At 66.2% G+C, this 15,613-nt stretch carries 17 protein-coding genes; 6 read left to right on the forward strand and 11 right to left on the reverse strand.

Features of this window, described 5'->3' with window-relative positions:
- Together ACFWPX_RS14035 and ACFWPX_RS14040 are read right to left on the reverse strand one after the other, a co-directional pair.
- The gene (locus ACFWPX_RS14035; RefSeq protein WP_378927737.1) at window positions 1-1,047 is read right to left on the reverse strand and encodes a protein kinase family protein; all 1,047 of its coding nucleotides are present in this window, start codon (window positions 1,045-1,047) and stop codon (window positions 1-3) included.
- 88 nt (window positions 1,048-1,135) lie between these two features.
- Window positions 1,136-2,779: an ABC-F family ATP-binding cassette domain-containing protein gene (locus ACFWPX_RS14040; RefSeq protein WP_378927738.1), complete on the reverse strand. Its 1,644-nt coding sequence runs from the start codon at window positions 2,777-2,779 to the stop codon at window positions 1,136-1,138.
- Window positions 2,780-3,142: 363 nt separating this feature from the next.
- Here ACFWPX_RS14040 and ACFWPX_RS14045 point away from each other — a divergent pair, with 363 nt between their 5' ends.
- Both ACFWPX_RS14045 and ACFWPX_RS14050 read left to right on the forward strand, forming a co-directional pair.
- Window positions 3,143-3,709, forward strand: coding sequence for an RNA polymerase sigma factor (locus ACFWPX_RS14045; RefSeq protein WP_378927739.1), 567 nt, complete (start codon window positions 3,143-3,145; stop codon window positions 3,707-3,709).
- Complete coding sequence (locus ACFWPX_RS14050; RefSeq protein WP_378927740.1) at window positions 3,699-3,971, forward strand: hypothetical protein; 273 nt, start codon at window positions 3,699-3,701, stop codon at window positions 3,969-3,971. Before ACFWPX_RS14045 ends, ACFWPX_RS14050 begins: the two co-directional genes overlap by 11 nt.
- Before the next feature lie 45 nt (window positions 3,972-4,016).
- Here ACFWPX_RS14050 and ACFWPX_RS14055 read toward each other — a convergent pair whose 3' ends face one another.
- Window positions 4,017-4,661 (reverse strand): GNAT family N-acetyltransferase, encoded by a 645-nt coding sequence (locus tag ACFWPX_RS14055; RefSeq protein ID WP_378927741.1) that lies wholly within the window; start codon window positions 4,659-4,661, stop codon window positions 4,017-4,019.
- A 166-nt stretch (window positions 4,662-4,827) separates the two neighbouring features.
- Here ACFWPX_RS14055 and ACFWPX_RS14060 point away from each other — a divergent pair, with 166 nt between their 5' ends.
- Window positions 4,828-5,970 carry a serine hydrolase domain-containing protein gene (locus ACFWPX_RS14060; protein WP_378927742.1) on the forward strand — a complete coding sequence of 381 codons (1,143 nt, stop codon included), beginning with the start codon at window positions 4,828-4,830 and terminating at the stop codon, window positions 5,968-5,970.
- Between the two features lie 9 nt (window positions 5,971-5,979).
- On the opposite strand, the gene ACFWPX_RS14065 is transcribed toward ACFWPX_RS14060, so the two are convergent.
- Genes ACFWPX_RS14065 through ACFWPX_RS14080 form a run of 4 tightly spaced genes read right to left on the reverse strand, consistent with a single transcriptional unit; the run spans window position 5,980 to window position 9,711 of the window.
- Window positions 5,980-7,314: a hypothetical protein gene (locus ACFWPX_RS14065; protein WP_378927743.1), complete on the reverse strand. Its 1,335-nt coding sequence runs from the start codon at window positions 7,312-7,314 to the stop codon at window positions 5,980-5,982.
- The gene (locus ACFWPX_RS14070) at window positions 7,311-7,679 is read right to left on the reverse strand and encodes a hypothetical protein (RefSeq protein WP_378927744.1); all 369 of its coding nucleotides are present in this window, start codon (window positions 7,677-7,679) and stop codon (window positions 7,311-7,313) included. Before ACFWPX_RS14070 ends, ACFWPX_RS14065 begins: the two co-directional genes overlap by 4 nt.
- Entirely contained in the window at window positions 7,676-7,867 is a 192-nt protein-coding gene (locus ACFWPX_RS14075; RefSeq protein WP_378919367.1) for a hypothetical protein, read from the reverse strand. Before ACFWPX_RS14075 ends, ACFWPX_RS14070 begins: the two co-directional genes overlap by 4 nt.
- A complete protein-coding gene (locus tag ACFWPX_RS14080) occupies window positions 7,867-9,711 on the reverse strand; it encodes a hypothetical protein (RefSeq protein ID WP_378927824.1) in 1,845 nt (614 codons plus the stop codon). Before ACFWPX_RS14080 ends, ACFWPX_RS14075 begins: the two co-directional genes overlap by 1 nt.
- 251 nt (window positions 9,712-9,962) lie before the next feature.
- On the opposite strand from ACFWPX_RS14080, the gene ACFWPX_RS14085 reads away from it, so the two are divergent.
- Window positions 9,963-10,634, forward strand: coding sequence for an esterase/lipase family protein (locus tag ACFWPX_RS14085; protein WP_378927745.1), 672 nt, complete (start codon window positions 9,963-9,965; stop codon window positions 10,632-10,634).
- A 57-nt stretch (window positions 10,635-10,691) separates the two neighbouring features.
- Here ACFWPX_RS14085 and ACFWPX_RS14090 read toward each other — a convergent pair whose 3' ends face one another.
- On the reverse strand, window positions 10,692-11,033 hold the full coding sequence (locus tag ACFWPX_RS14090; RefSeq protein WP_378927746.1) for a winged helix-turn-helix transcriptional regulator: 342 nt from the start codon (window positions 11,031-11,033) through the stop codon (window positions 10,692-10,694).
- 134 nt (window positions 11,034-11,167) lie between these two features.
- On the opposite strand from ACFWPX_RS14090, the gene ACFWPX_RS14095 reads away from it, so the two are divergent.
- Window positions 11,168-11,821 carry an FMN-dependent NADH-azoreductase gene (locus ACFWPX_RS14095; RefSeq protein WP_378927747.1) on the forward strand — a complete coding sequence of 218 codons (654 nt, stop codon included), beginning with the start codon at window positions 11,168-11,170 and terminating at the stop codon, window positions 11,819-11,821.
- A 10-nt stretch (window positions 11,822-11,831) separates the two neighbouring features.
- Here ACFWPX_RS14095 and ACFWPX_RS14100 read toward each other — a convergent pair whose 3' ends face one another.
- From ACFWPX_RS14100 to ACFWPX_RS14110, 3 genes are all read right to left on the reverse strand, one after another.
- Window positions 11,832-12,581 (reverse strand): YncE family protein, encoded by a 750-nt coding sequence (locus tag ACFWPX_RS14100; RefSeq protein WP_378927748.1) that lies wholly within the window; start codon window positions 12,579-12,581, stop codon window positions 11,832-11,834.
- Between the two features lie 266 nt (window positions 12,582-12,847).
- Window positions 12,848-14,050: a lipid-transfer protein gene (locus tag ACFWPX_RS14105; protein ID WP_378919215.1), complete on the reverse strand. Its 1,203-nt coding sequence runs from the start codon at window positions 14,048-14,050 to the stop codon at window positions 12,848-12,850.
- Window positions 14,043-14,489, reverse strand: coding sequence for an OB-fold domain-containing protein (locus ACFWPX_RS14110; protein WP_358186827.1), 447 nt, complete (start codon window positions 14,487-14,489; stop codon window positions 14,043-14,045). The genes ACFWPX_RS14105 and ACFWPX_RS14110 overlap by 8 nt, the downstream gene beginning before the upstream one ends.
- Before the next feature lie 119 nt (window positions 14,490-14,608).
- On the opposite strand from ACFWPX_RS14110, the gene ACFWPX_RS14115 reads away from it, so the two are divergent.
- The gene (locus ACFWPX_RS14115; RefSeq protein ID WP_378927749.1) at window positions 14,609-15,364 is read left to right on the forward strand and encodes a GTP-binding protein; all 756 of its coding nucleotides are present in this window, start codon (window positions 14,609-14,611) and stop codon (window positions 15,362-15,364) included.
- Window positions 15,365-15,613: the final 249 nt, after the last annotated feature.

Genomic DNA, 15,613 nt, shown 5'->3' on the forward strand with positions numbered 1-15,613 from the left:
TCAGGGCGTGCTGTCGATTCGGAGGATGCGGTCGAGCTCCTCCCGTGGGTACGGGGTTTGCCTGCTCTCCTGTTGGAGTCGATGGAAGAAGTCCGCCATGACCACGGAGAGCGGGGCATCGCGAGCGATGATCGATGCGGGTATCTCGGGGATTCCGGTGGGGCGCTCGTCTCGGGCGTACGAGGCTATTCGTTCGGTGCGGTCGTCACCGCCATACAGGGCGGTGACCAGCCATCGGGTCCGATAGGAGACCGCGTAGCAGTGGTCGTAGGTGCGGTGCCGGTCGTAGAAGTCGATCTCCTGTCGCGACAGTTCGAATCGGGTGGAGATCGCCAGGCCGTAATCGGCGAAATAGAGGCGCTGTCCATCGGTGAGGATGTTCTCGAAGTGGGTGTCGAAGTGCAGCAGGCCTCGGCTGTTCATGAACGCGATCCCGGCGTGCAGTTCGCGTTCGACCATGGTGCAGGCGCGGTCGGTGGCCTCGGCGCCTGCGTCGACTTGCCGGCCCAGCCACTGATGCAGGTTCTGCGGGATGTACTCCAGGAACAGTGCGATGCTCGCCGAGGACTGCTGGAGACCCTCGATCCGGTCGCGCACCGCCGAACCGCCACCCCAGTACGCGACGACGCGCTCGACATCGGCCAGTTCGTCGGGCAGGGGCGTCGAGTCCGGCAGTACCCGCCAGTGGTGCATCACGGGGAACCCGTCGAAATCGTCCGCCAGCACCCAGCCCGTCGTCATGGCGTGGACGGCGAGTTCTCGCCAAGCCCCGAAGCTGGGCCCGCCGATGCCGTAATGGCAGATCATCGGCAGCCCGAACAGATTCGCCGTGGACCGGACGTTCTCCGTCCGCCGCTCCCGATCGGTCAGCGGCACCCGCTTGACGAAGACCGGAACCCCGCAGACCTCCACCAAAGCCGACTTCCCACCGATCCCGGACCCCAGCGGCACCGCAGCATCGACGAGTTCGCCCAGCTCGGCATCACTGTGCAGCGCAAGGGAAGCGGAGACAGCACCATGCGCCGCCATCCGCGTCCCGCGCGACATCTCAGAACTCTTCTTGCGCAACTGTCGTCCTCCCGAAGGTGCTGGTGTTGCAGTCGAATCCAGCTCATTGTCGCCGTCGGTGGCGGCTTCAGGTGAGCGGTAAGTGGGGCCAGTGGGATAGGTCGGTGAGCATTTGGCGGTCGTGGGTGGCGACGACGATGGCGGCGGGGGTGGTCGAGAGGGCGGTGGTGAGTTCGTCGACCAGGGGTATGGACAGGTGGTTGGTCGGTTCGTCGCAGAGGAGGAGGTGGGGGCGGGTGGCTAGTTGGATGGCTAGGTGGAGGCGGCGTTGTTGGCCCTGGGACAGGCGGGCGACGGGGGTGTGGCGGGATCGTCGTTCGAGCAGGCCGGTTGCGGTGAGTGGCATGGGGTCGATGTTGTTGTGTAGGTGCAGGTTTCGGGTGTGCTGGTCGTAGAGGTCCTGGGCGGTCAGGTCGGGGTTCCAGGCGGGGACCTCTTGGCCGATGAGGGCGATGCGGGCAGATCCGTGGTGGCGGACGGTGCCCGTGGACGGCTCGAGCGCGCCCGCGAGTGCGGCGAGCAGGGTGGACTTGCCCGCACCGTTGTGGCCGGTGATCAGGAGACGTTCGCCCGCTTCGAGAGACAGCGTCACGGGGGCACCGAGTCGACCGGTCACCGTGATGTCGTCCGCGCTGACGATGGGTGTGCCGGGGCGCGCACGCAACTCGGGAAAGCGCAGTCTCAGCGGAGGTTCGGGCACGGTGACAACGTGCTCCTCGAGATCGGATTGGCGACGCTTCAGCGCCTGCACCAGACCCGGTGACCGCGATTGGCGTTGATGTTTGCCGTGTCCTTTGTCCGGTCGCCAGCCGGTGCTGAGACGGTCACGCGCACCGGCTACCGCTTCGCGCAGGCGCGCCTGCTCGGTGAGCTGCTCCTCGTATTCGTGCTCCCATCGCTCGCGTGCGCGAGCCCGGCCCTCCTGCCAACCGGCGTAGCCGCCTGCGAAGAGCTGAGGGCGACCGTCCTGGCTGGGATCGAGGTCGAGGAACTCCTCGGCGACATCACGCAGGAGCGCACGGTCGTGGCTGACGACCACCAGCCCGCCGGTATGGGCCCGCAGGCGAGCGGTCAGGAAGTCGAGTCCGTCCCGGTCGAGGTGATTCGTCGGTTCGTCCAGCAGCAAGATGTCCTGGGTGGACCCGAGCAGGCACGCCAACCGGACTCGATAGCGTTGCCCGACGGACAGCATCGCCAAAGGGCGCTCCCGGTCGGTGCAGGCGTGCAGCGCCGACAGCGCGATGTCGACGCGGCGTTCGGCATCCCAGGCATCGAGCCGGGTGGCGGCGTCCAGGGCGCCCGCGTAGGCGTCGTCGGCTCCCGGTTGTCCGTCGGTGAGCGAGAGAGTGGCGGCATCGAGGTCGCGCAGTGCTCGCAACGCCGGTTCGATCGTCTCGGCGACCAGGTCGCCCACGGTCTCACCCGCGCGAAAAGCTATGGCCTGCTGGGCAACACCCGCGGTGCCGACCCGGGTGACCGAGCCGCTATCCGGGACGAGCAGCCCCGCAAGCACATGCAGCAACGTGGATTTTCCACGCCCGTTCTCCCCGACGATGGCGAGCCGTGAACGAGCCGACACCGTGAGTGAGACGTCGCTGAGCACCGCTCGCGATCCGAGGGTGACCTGGATCGACGTCGCCCTGATGTGGGCGTTCGCGCCGGCCGGAAGGTGAGTGGACAGGCCGGATCGGCCGATATGAGAGATGGACACAGATTCTCCGCAGCTCGAGGAAGGAGCCGGGACAGCACGAATGACCGCCCGGCGTGAATACCCGGGACAGCGGCGTCAGAAGATAGATCGAATGCGGGTCGCCGCCGTCAGCGGAGCGACCAGGGCTTCATCATCGCGGTGCCTGTGTGCATGATTCGAACGATACTGAGGTGCGCGTCGGTTGCCAACGAGATTTCGGGCACGCGGGTGAATCCTTCTGCGTCACCGGTGCCTCTTATGTGTGTCGCGACGGACGTCGGGACGGGACACGGAGGTTTGTTGTGGTCATCGGTATCGGTGTTGTCGTCGGCTTGGTGCTGCTGTGCACGTGCATGGTCGTGGTGAAGCGCAAACGAGCTGGGCGTGGGTGAGTCGCGCTGGCCTGATCAGCGGTTGATCGTCGCCGCGCAGGGTGGGGACGTGGACTCGATCGCGGCGTTGGTGTCGGGTTCGCATCCGCATATTCAGCGGTTCGCCTATTCCCTGTGCGCCACCCCGGAAGACGCCGAGGACGCGGCGCAGGAGGCGCTGATCATCCTGTATCGCAAGATCGGGATGTTGCGGGCCTCCGGTGCGCTGGCGTCGTGGATGTTCCGCATCGTTCGCAACGAGTGCCTGCGTCGCGCGCGGACGAGTCTGTCGGGACGAATCCCCGTGCAGGACAACATCTCGGCTGCTTCGGCCGAGGACGAGGTACTGCGACGACTGGAGGCGGCCAGGGTGGCTGCCGCGGTCGCCGACTTGCCCACGGACCAGCGCAGCGTGCTGATCATGCGCGACATTCAGGGCTACAGCGGGCGGATGGTCGCCGACGCGCTCGGGCTCAGTACGGCGGCGATGAAATCGCGGCTGCACCGGGCGCGGGCGGCAGTTCGACAAGCACTACAGGCCACGCCTGGTGACGCTGCTGGAGGAAATGATGAGCGATGATTTCGCGAGTAAGTCCATGTTCGAGCACCTGGTGCGCGGCGGGGCGGGGTTCGGTGCGCTGGTCGGGTCGGTGGCGCTGATCCCGGTCGTCGGGCCGATCGGTTTGTTGTTGCTGCCCGTCGGTTTGGTCGCACTGCGCGGGTGTCCGACGTGCTGGGCGATCGGGCTGATGCAGACCCTGTCGAGGGGTCGGCTCCAGCGCTCCTGTGAAGACGGCCAGTGCACATTGACCGTCGGCGACACCCATCGAGTCGCTCCCTAGGTGCCTTCGAGCGGCCGACAATCCAGCCGGTCGCTCGAAGCCAGATCATCCGGCGCCGAGCAGGGGCAGACACGGGGTGAGTCCGTCGATCGTGACGGTTGTTCGCTGCCGGCTCTCCCATTGTGTGCGCGAGAGACGCACTCGGCGCATGACGGTGACCTTCTCTCGCACAGTGAGGCGCTGGATCCCGTCGGGTTCGTAGCCGAGCTTCTCGGAGACCCGGAACGAGGACGGGTTGTCGGCGAAGGCGCCCGAGACCGCGTCGGTGGCTTGCAGTCCTGCGAACGCGAGATGCAGGACCGCCGAGCGCATTTCGGTGCCGATGCCTCGCCCTTGGTGTCGAAGGCCGATCCAGGAGCCGGTGTCGACCTCACGCAGGGTCGCGTAGTCGCGGGCGGCGATCGTCTGCTGGCCGACGATTCGGCCGTGTTCGAATACCGCGAGGTTGAGTGCCCAGTTGCCGGAGGTCCAGGTGCCGAGTTGGAGCCAGTGGTGCTGAACCACCGAGCGTGCTCGTTCGAGGGGAGCGAGATCTGTCCACGGGACGGTGAAGGGCATGCGGTCGGGGTCGTGGACGCCTTCTGCCGCGAGATCGGCCAGCGCGGCGAGCTCGTCACCGGAGGGCAGGCGGAGTTCCAGGCGGGGCGTGGTGAGCCGCAGTCCGAACAGGGGCCAGTGGTCGATGAGCATGAGTCATTCTGCGGGGCGGCCTGTACCCCGCTCACCCCATTTTCACGGTCAGTGCCCCACCGGAACGGCGTGGGCGACCAGCGTCACGACCGAACAACGCGATCTCCGGGTGGGGTCAAGGGTTGTCCCGGATGTGTGGGCGGTCGGCGATTCCTATGGTCGGAGCATGCGTTGGTTTTCGATCGTTGCCGCGATCGCGGTTGTCGTCTCGCTGGTGGGGTGTTCGAGTTCGGACGATGTTCCCGCGATCTCTTCGACCGAGAGCCGTGCGGTATCGCCGGACCGGGTGCAGCGGGTGCGCGATGACATCGACGCGGCAGTGGCCTCGGGTGTGTCAGGGGTGATCGCGACACTCACCGAGAACGGCGAGACCACCACATTGGCCGCTGGTGTCGGCGATCGCGCCACTGGTGTGCCGATTCCGGCCGAGCCGCCGCAGCAGGTTCGGGTGGGCAGTGTCTCTAAGTCCTTTATCGCGGCGATCGTGCTGCAATTGGTGTCGGAGGGGCGAATCCAGCTCGACGAGCCCATCGATTCCTATCTGCCCGGCTCGATCGTTGGCGACAGTGTCGACGGACGGGTCATCACGGTGCGTCAGATCCTGCAGCACCGCAGCGGATTACCGGAGTTCGCCGATTCCCCGGAGATCGACGAGTACGGCGCGGCCCTCGACGGCCGCACGTTCACCCCCGACGACCAGCTCGCCATCGCGCTGCGGCGCCCGGCGCAGTTCGCGCCAGGCGCCCGGTTCACCTACACGAACACGAACTATCTTCTCGCCGCGATGCTGGTCGAGCGAATCACCGGGCGCCCTTACACGGATGCGTTGCAGGACAGGATCATTCGCCCACTCGGCCTGACTGGAACATATCTGCCCGCCACCGGCGAGCACGATATCCGCGGCCCGCACCCGCGTGGTTACGCGCCGATCAACGGCATCCGCACGGACGTCACCCGGATCGAACCGTCCGTGCCTTGGGCGGCCGGCGCGCTGGTCTCCACCGGCGACGACCTCAACCGATATTTCCTGGACCTGGTGGCCGGAAAAGTGGTGGCGGCACCGGAACTACAGCAGATGCTCGCCGCCTTGCCGACCGGCGTAGACGGCATGCCCGAATACGGTCTCGGCGTGATGTCAGCCGAATTGTCCTGCGGCACAAGCTATATCGGGCACACCGGCGGAATCACCGGGTACGCCACCTTCTCCGGCGCCACTACCGACGGGCGGGCCGCCACGATCGTCTGGACCGAGCCGCCCAGTCAACAGCCGGACATGATGGCCATCCTGACCCGCGCACTGTGCCCCTGACCAGGATCCCTAACCCCCGAACAGCAGATACAGCCCGGTGAACGTGAAGCCGACCATGGTCAGCATCAATGCCAGCTGGCCGGTCAGCCGGTGACGTGGGGGCAGAAGTAGGAGGCAGCGGTCGTGCGCTGCGGCGACGCCGAGGATGTGGCCGATCAGGACCGCGAGCACCTTGCAGGTGGCGAGCACACCCGGATGACTCGACAGTACGTAGGCGACGTCACGATCGGCCAGGCCCGCGATATTCCATCCACGGTCCAGCGGGTCCGCGAACAGCAACACCGTCGCCTGCCCCTTCTCGAGGAGAAACGTGAGGTAGTGGGCGATCAGATAGCCCGCCACGATCGGTGTGAGGCTGAGCGCCAGCCGCCGCGGGAGCAGCGCTCGATCGGCGGGGGAGACACCGCCGGTGGCACGCGCGGCGACGGAGAACAGCCCGCCGACCACCCCGATGAAGACCAGCAGTCCGGCCGTGCGCGTCAGCGTCGGGTCGACGACCGGAGCCAGGTCGTCGACCAGTTCGCGCCACCGCGGGAAAGTGGAGAAGCTGTCGAAGGCGGTGGATCCGAGCAGCGTCGCCGCGACCGCGACAGATCCGGCGAGTCCGGGAGTCCCCGGGAGATTGTTCAGCGGCATCCGCAATACCGGCTGCCCCGCGCGGTCGCGGCCGTAGGGGCTCAGGTGTGCCAGCAGCGTGCTGTACACCTCGAGCGGATCGGCCCGCTCTGCCCAGACGGTGCCGAACAGCACGAGCCCGATCGAGGTCACGATCAGATAGCCGAGCAGCCAGGTCAGCACCGCGCTCACCGACCCCGGTGTGCGCCAAGCCAATTCCAGCCACACGAACGAGAACAGGCCGATCGCCGCCGGGAGGTAACCCCATCGCTCGCGATAGCGGAGAAGTCCGCGCTCCGGCGAGCGTCGCAGCAGCAGGCAGCCGAATCGATGGATCGCCCTGACAGGGGAGATGACCTTCCAGACCGGCCCGATCAGCAGGGACGCCACCATCACCCCGACCCAGACGCCGATGTACAGCACTCCTGGCACGGGATTCAGGGCCGGATCCGAGGAACCGAACACCGCGATAACGATCACGCACGCGGTGATCAACACGCTCGCCGTGGCGATGACCGTCCGCGTCGCGCGGGCGTCGATCATCCGCCGTACCGGCGCGGGCAGTGCGAATCCCGGCGAGCCGGGGTCGAGCCGGGGCCGGCGCCAGGTGAGGAACAGCAGCGCGAACGAGAAGGTCAGCGCCCACGCCGCACCGATCAACGCGTAGGCGAGTGGAATCGGCAGGTCCGCCGCGCCATTGAGGCCGTGGGCGAGCACCGTCGAACTCACTGCCGGACCAGCAGCGTCGTCACCGTCCGTCCGAGGTGGTGCAGTTCGACCGCCACCTGGCCTGGCACCTTCACCGTGAAGCCGAACTCCTGGCCGGAAGCAGCGGCGACGGAAAAGGTGTGCGCGGGGGCGGAGTGGACATGCAGTTCGTCGGTGGTGTCACTGTCGACCCGCAAGACGATGCGCTGCCCGACCTCGGCTTCGGTGCGCGTATTGGCCGGGGACACCGCGCCGTTCGCGATCCGAATGTCGATGATGAGGGCCGCACTCGCGGGTTCGTTGGTCCGCTCGCCCGATGCGCAGCTGACGAGCAGTGAACCCGCGGCGACCGTGAGTAGGCCGAACCGGAGCCGACGACGGGTCACGGGATCTCCTCGGTGCGGTCGTTCTGCCCGGATTCTGCTTGTGTGGAGGCATTTTCGCGTTTCTCCGCGCGCCGGTCGCGCATCGCGATGAACAGCACCAGCCCGACCAATGCGACCGCGGGCAGGAAGGCCGGAATCGCCAGCAGGAGGGAATGGTCGGCGAGAAGATCGACATTCTCCTGGCGGATCAAGGTTCGACCGTTGCCTTCTGGTCCGGCGTGCTGCCGGCCGCCAGATAGCGGTCGTTGACCCGGGCGGCGCCCCACGCCATCGCCGCGATCAAAGCCAGGCTGCACGCGAGCACCACCAGGCCCGCGACGGTGATCAGCCAGGACGGATGGTCGAAGGACCGCTCGCGCTGCAGTACCGAGATCTCCTCGACGAACGGCCGCGTGAAGCTCGCGGGCGCGGGCACCTCCGCGGCGCCGATACCGGGATCGAGCGGCATGAAGATCGGGAGCGCGGACTGCATGCGCCCGTCCTGCAAGCGCAGCAAAGTCTTCCAGGTGCCGTGCACGGGGACGGGCCGGGTGGAGACGAAGTGGTCGTCGGCGACGCGACGCAGCCTGTCCACGACGAGGCCGTGGCCGGGGCTGTCATCGCCGGTGCCGCCTTGCCAGGACAGGATCTCCACCCATTCCGGATCAGAACTGATCAGATCCGCGGGGGAGAGCCGGATGTCGGCGGTGACCATCCGCCCGCCCTCGGGATCGGCGTCGGTGAGCGTGACGGTCGCCGACGCGTTCTCCGGCACCCGGATGATCAGCCCGTTCGTGGTCGCCGCGGCCGCGATCACCACAGCGGCGACCACGATTCCACGCCGCACCGCGGGCTTGGGCAGTGCCTCGCCGCGCAAGACGGTGCCGAGCATCGCGCCGATCACACCGCCGGCCACGCCGACCGGCACCGCCATCGCGAGCAGTTCCAGCCACATCCCGCCGACCCAAGGATTGACGAACATCCGCTCGATCCACAGCGATTCGAGCCAGATGCCCACGGTCGCCACACCGAGCCCGGTGAGCGCACCCCACCAGAGCGGTCGGCGAATCAGCGGTAGGAGGGCGAGCAGTTCGACCACGATCGCGGCACCGAGGTAGAGCGGAAACACGTTGCGCGGCGCCTCGAATCCGGTGCCGACGAGGACCGCGACGATGTACCGCACACAGAAGGCGAAGGCCACCAGCAGCAGTGTGCTGAGTGGGCCCAGCGCCAACCGCGCCGAGATCAGCGCGATCGTGGCGGCGAAGACGATCAGCATCGGTTGCAGCACCAGCCGGAACTGCTCGACGCCGAAGTCGAACTCCACCTGGAACACCGACAGTCCGATCACCAGGCCACCGAAAGCGAAGGCCTGAATCACCCAGAGGAACCGCCCGTCGATCCGCTCGGGATCGGGCCGGTTGTATCGGCCTTCGAGTTCGAGCAGCAGCACGCCGATCAGCGACAGACCCGCGCCACCGATGAGCATCAGGTGGGTGGGCCCCCAGAGCGTGACATCCTGGCCGAACAGGCGATGCCAGATGTCGTCGAGCGGGAACCCGATCAGCGCGTACAAACCGGCACCCGCGATCAAGATGCCGCCGACGGGTGCGTACCAGTCGCGGGTGATCTTCACCGCCGCCCTGCCCGGCTTCTCGTCGAGCGGCAGGATGACGGCCAGCATGCCGGCCATGAAGAGGAAGAACAGCCCGACCAGGATGAAGTAGTGCGCCGGGTTGGCCAGCGGTCCGGCGTCGCGGCCCTTGCCCACGTGCAGGCTCACATCCCAGATGAAGCCGAGAAACGCGGTGAGGATGGTCGCGAGGAACATCGCGATCGGCAGCGCCACCCAGCCGGGACGGTTCATGATGCGACCGCTGAAGTCGGCCAGCCGCTGCAGCCAGGTGATGCGCCGCGTCCGATGCAGGTAGGCCACCCACAGCAGCACCGCACCGACCACGGCGGCAGCGCCGGTCATCAGGGCGACTTGATCGAGGGCAGCGCCACCGCCTTCGGTGCCCTGCGCGACCGGAATTATCGACGGATCGGTCATCACTGTGGCCACGGCGGTTCCTCCGATGTCGAAGCGTCCGGCTCTGCGGGGTAAAGAACAGTATCCCGAATTCCGCGCGGCACCGATACCCCGCGCCTCACCACCGCCAATTCGTTGAGTTTTGCTAATCGAAATGTGAATAACGAATACTTCAATTTTGGGTGACATTGTTCCGCGCGTTGTTACGGTCGCTCTGCTCGTCCCCGAGGACGGGCCGAACAAGGAGACCGGGCATGAACATCAGCTCGATGATGCGCCGAATCGGCATCACCGCAATCACTTTCGCCGCGATAGCGGCGGCCACCCTCACCTTCGCGCCGCATCGGGCGGCCGCCGCACCGGACCGAAATCCGATCCTGTTCGTGCACGGATGGCAAGGGGCGGGCTGGAATTGGGACCTCATGGTTTCCCGTTTCGGAGATGCCGGCTACAGCGCCGCCCACTTGCGCACCTTCAGTTACGACACCACGCAATCGAACAAGGTGATCGCCCAGGAAGTGAAAGCCGAGGCCGATGCGCTGCGGGCCGCCACCGGCGCCACCAAGATCGACATCATCAGCCACTCGATGGGCGGCGTCAACAGTCGCTGGTATCTGAAGTTTCTCGACGGCGCGCGTTATGTCGACGACTGGGTCTCCATCGGCGGACCCAACCACGGTACGGAAATCGCCTACGGCTGCTGGGACTACTCCTGCGAGGACATGCGACCCGGTTCGAGCTTGCTGACGCAGTTGAACAGCGGCGACGAAACCCCCGGCAGCGTGAGATACGGAACCTGGTGGTCGCCCTGTGACGAGATCATCAACCCGGATGAAAGCGTCATCCTCAATGGCGCGGCCAACACCAGAACCGGCTGTATCGGCCACATTTCACTACTCGCCGCGATTACGGTCTTCACCCAAGTCCGCGACTTCGTCGCCTAGCTGCCTGGGCAAATGAGTACGGTCTCGATCCGCAGCGGTCGCTACGGATCGAGACCGCTATCCAGGCTGCTGGAGCTGCTCCCGGTACTGCTCGCCCCAGGTCTCCATCAGCTCGATGATCGGCACGAGACCGCGGCCGAAGTCGGTCAGCTCGTACTCGACTCGGGGTGGAACCTCCGCGTAGACGGCACGGGTGAGTACGCCGTCGCGCTCGAGTTCACGTAGCTGCGCGGTGAGCATTCGCTGGGTCACGTGCGGCATGACGCGGCGCATCTCATTGAACCGCGCCGTTCCCGCACTCAGATGGAAGACGATCATGCCCTTCCACTTGCCGCCGATCACATCGAGGGTGACCTCGACCGGGCAGTCGAAATCGAGATCCTGCTTACGTTTCGTCATGCCACATCCTCGTCTACCGGCAAAGGTATGAAAAAGGGTACCGGGTAACAGAAATGTGCGTTCTTACGCGGATATTCCCCGTCGGGCAGGCTCGGTTGAGCAAGGCAACCCAGCCCCGACAGGAGTATCTCCAGATGGCCAAGCTACTTCAGCTCGATGCCAGCCCGCGCCGGTCGCGCTCACACACCCGCACGCTGGTCCGGGAGTTCGTCGACCGCTGGAGCGAGGGCAGGCCCGGTGACACGGTGATCCACCGCGACCTCGGCCACGAACCGCCTCCGCACCTCACCGAGGACTGGATCGCCGCCGCCTTCACCACCCCGGCGCAGCGCACCCCGCAGATGCGCGAGGTCCTGGCCTACAGCGACCATCTGGTGGACGAGCTGTTCGCCTCCGACGTGCTGGTGCTCGGAGTCCCCATGTACAACTTCGGGGTACCGGCGATGCTGAAGGCCTACATCGACCAGATCGTCCGGGTCGGCCGTACCTTCTCCTTCGACCCCGAGGCCGCGGCACCGTACACACCACTCACCTCCGGCAAGCGCGCCTTCGTCATCGTCGGCACCGGCGACGCCGGCTACGAGGTCGGCGGTCCGCTGGCGAGCATGAATCACGTCGAGCCGTACCTGCGCACGGCTCTCGGTTTCATCGGCATCGACGAGGTCGAGTTCGTCTACACGGGTAACGACGAATTCGGCGGCGAGCGCCTACAACGGTCCCTCGAAGCCGCCCGGAACCAGGTGGCCGACCTGACCGCCGAGCGCGAAGCCGCTGACGCAGTGGGCTGAATGTTGCGGCTCATTCCGGGCTGAACACCGAGATGGTATCGGCGCTGCTATTGACGACATATGTTGCGCCAGAAGCAGAGTCGACCGCGATCGCGATCGGTTTCGCCCCGACATCGAGCTGCCTCGTCACCGTGCCCGCGGCAAGGTCGACAACAGAAACGCGGTTGCCACCTCTATCGGCCACATACAGTGTCCGGCCCTCCACGGCGAGGGCGCCGACAAGGTGGTCGACGTCGATGTCGAGGATCCGGGCATTCGACGTGCCGTCGACGCACCGCACCTTGGTGTTGTCATTGGGCGGCAGGTCGGAATACGTCGAATAGCACGCCGCATGACGCTCGGTGCTGACCACGAGGTCCATCGGTGACCCGTCGACTGGAATTGTCGATGTCACCGCGCGAGTATCCGCGTTGATCACCGAGAGGGAACCGCCATAGTTCGCGATATACGCCAAGCGAGTCCTGGCATCGATTCCGACCGTGCGCGGACGGGTCCCCACCGGAATCGTCGCGACTACGGCGGCACTGTCGGCGTCGATGATCGAAACGGTATCGGCCTCGGTGTCGGCTACCCAGACTGTGCTCGTCGTCGGGTCCACCGCGAGGCCGCCGGGATCACGCCCGACGGTTACGGTGGCGCGAACGGATCGATCGTCGATATCGAGAACGGCGACGGTATCCGAATCGGCCAGCGTGACGAAAACCCGGCCGAGCCCGACCGCCATGGCGATCGGAACCCCGTCCACGGCGATCGACGCCACTACCGAATTGTCAGAAGTGTCGATGACCGCAACGGAGCGATCGGAAGCGATACCGACCCACGCTGTACGGGTTTCGGCGTCGATCGCGATCGCAGTCGGTGCCCCGGGCAGGGTGATCGTCGCCGTCGTTCCCACCAGTTCGACATTCGCACAGCCGCCGAGAACGAGTGCGCACAACACAAACCCGAAAAAACGCACTGCCCCCGTGATCATGACTGAACACTCTCACACGAGTCCGGGCCTCGCGCTGTACTTCTGACGTAGGTTCAGCGAGTGGCGATGATCGCCGATCCATGACCGAAGAGCCCCTGATTCACCGCGATGCCCGCGCGGGCGTTCTCGACCTGGCGGCCGTCGGCCTGGCCGCGCAACTGCCAGGTGAGTTCGCAGATCTGCGAGATCGCCTGTGCGGGGATGGCTTCACCGAAGCAGGCAAGGCCGCCGCTGGGGTTCACCGGCACCCGCCCGCCCAATGTCGTTGCGCCACTGCGTAGCAGAGCCTCTGCTTCGCCCGTCTCGCAGAGCCCGATGTCCTCGTACCAGTCCAGTTCCAGCGCGGTGGAGAGGTCATAGACTTCCGCGAAGGACAGGTCGGCGGGACCGATACCGGCCTCTTCGTAGGCGGCGTGCGCGATGGCTGACCGGAACGTGCGTGACGGGGGCTCCACTGCCACAGCGGAATCCGTCGAGAAATCCGGCAGATCGAGCACCGTTTTCGGGAACGTCGGCGTGACCGTCGACAGCGCCGAGATGCGAACCGGATCAGCGATGCCGTGGCGACGTGCGTAATCCATCGACGTCAGCACCAATGCCGCCCCGCCGTCGCTGGTCGCGCAGATGTCGAGCAGCCGCAACGGGTCCGACACGACCGCCGAGGCGGCGATCTCCTCGACCGAGACTTCCTTGCGGTAGCGGGCATTCGGGTTGTTCAGGCCGTGCCTGGAGTTCTTCACCTTGACCGCGGCGAAGTCGTCGAGGGTGGCGCCGTGCAATGCCATGCGGCGGCGGGCATAGAGCGCGAAATAGATGGGGTTGGTGGCACCGAGCAGATGGAAGCGCAACCAGTCCGGGTCGTCACGGCGCTCGCCACCGACCGGTTGGAAGAAGCCCTTCGGGGTGGTATCCGCGCCGACGACCAGCGCCACCTCGCACAGCCCCGCCAGGATCTGGGCGCGCGCGTTGGCGATGGCCTGTGCACCGGAGGCGCAGGCGGCGTAGCTGCTCGAGATCTGCGCACCCGACCAACCGAGCGCCTGCGCGAAAGTCGCGCCCGAGACGAACCCGGGGTAGCCGTTGCGGATGGTGTCCGCGCCGGCGATGTAGCCGACGTCGCGGTGGTCCAACCCGGCATCGGCCAGCGCCGCACGCGCGGCTACCAGGCCGTATTCGACGAAATTGCGGCCCCACTTGCCCCACGGGTGCATGCCGGCCCCGAGGACGGCGATGTCGCGAGCATTCGTATCAGTCATTGACCGGCCTCCACATCCACACCGTGTGCTCTGCGTCCTCGTCTTCGTACAGCGTGCCGACGGTCAATTCGACCGGCATGCCGACGGCCAGGTCGTCCACCGTGAGACCGCGCACGACCTGCCCGAGAATCACCATCTGCTCGACCTCGAGCTCCACTGCCGCGACGACATAGGGCACGAACGGATCGGCCGAGACATAGGGCGCGGGCGGCTTGTATCGAGCGTCCGCGTACGACCAGATCCGGCCACGCGTGGAGAACAGGTACTCGACGAGCTCTGAGCCGTCATGCGCACCTGTGCATTGCGGATTGCGGCAGGCGAGCGTGTTCTTCGGGAAGTACGGCGTGCCGCAATCGTTGCAGCGAGTTCCCTTGAGACGTACTCGGCCGTCGTCCGCAGTGAACCAGTCAGCCACGGCGGGGCGTTGTTCTTTCTGCACGAGGCCGACGGTATAGGAACACGTTCTACTTTGGGGCGGAATTCCGTTCCGGCGCTGCTCGGGCGCAGGTACGGTGTGCGGATCGAGGATGCGATGACGTCGATCTGGAGTACCGCGCGATGGGCACCAAAGCTATTGACCCGCAGTCGATTCGCAACGTCACGATCATCGGCGATGTCGACGGGACGGCACGGGTCGTCCACCGCTTGCGCCGATGTTTCGGCGACACCGAGAACACGGTCCGCTGGTCGATGGACGGTATCGAGCACACCATTCGCGTCGCCGAGCTATCGAGCGACGCACTCGTCGCCGACCTGGAACGATCGATCCGCGTAGCCGACGGGGTCATCGCGGTCCTGAACGCCGCCGCGCACAGCACCCCGCGACTCGAAACCATGTTGCGCGTCGCCGACGACCACCAGGTCGCCCGCCTGTGCCTGGTCAACGGACTCGATCAACCCACCGCCGACTTCGACCGCTGTGTCCGCACGATCGCCGACACTCGAGGGGCCGCGCCGTTGCCACTGCAGATCCCCATCGGCACCGGCGCCGACTTCGACGATGTCATCGACCTGGTCCCGCTGGTGGCACTCACGGCAACCGGCTCCTCCGGAAGCCACGGGAAAGCCGCCGAGCGGTGGTCCCGCCAACTCGTCGAGACCCTGACCGAACAAAACCCCACGGATTCGAACTCCCTCACCCTCCGCGCCCTGCACACCCGCATCCGCCACCACACCCGCAACGGCGACATCGTGCCCATCCTGTGCGCCACACCCCACGCAAGCGACGACATCGCCCCACTCCTGGACGCCATCGTCCGCTACTTGCCCTCGCCCTTGTTCGTATGCCAGCCAGAACACGCCCTCGACTACTGACCGCCGCCGCTCCTCGGCAATTCAGACATTCGCCGCCGTGGGACGGAGTGATCTTCCCAGGTCGTCTGACGGGATCGGCGGCATCGAAACGGCCGGGTGAGCGGGTCGCGTGAGTCGACATGCCGCTCGCACCTCCGCTACCGGTGGTTTCGCCTGAGCGCGGTCCAGTGCGTGAAAGATCCCGATGAATGGGATAGCCCGTATTTGAGTCGGGCAAATAGCTGCTTCTGTGAGACGCGACACCCCAAA

The sequence above is a fragment of the Nocardia sp. NPDC058518 genome, from assembly GCF_042719655.1.
In the GTDB taxonomy this organism is placed as follows: domain Bacteria; phylum Actinomycetota; class Actinomycetes; order Mycobacteriales; family Mycobacteriaceae; genus Nocardia.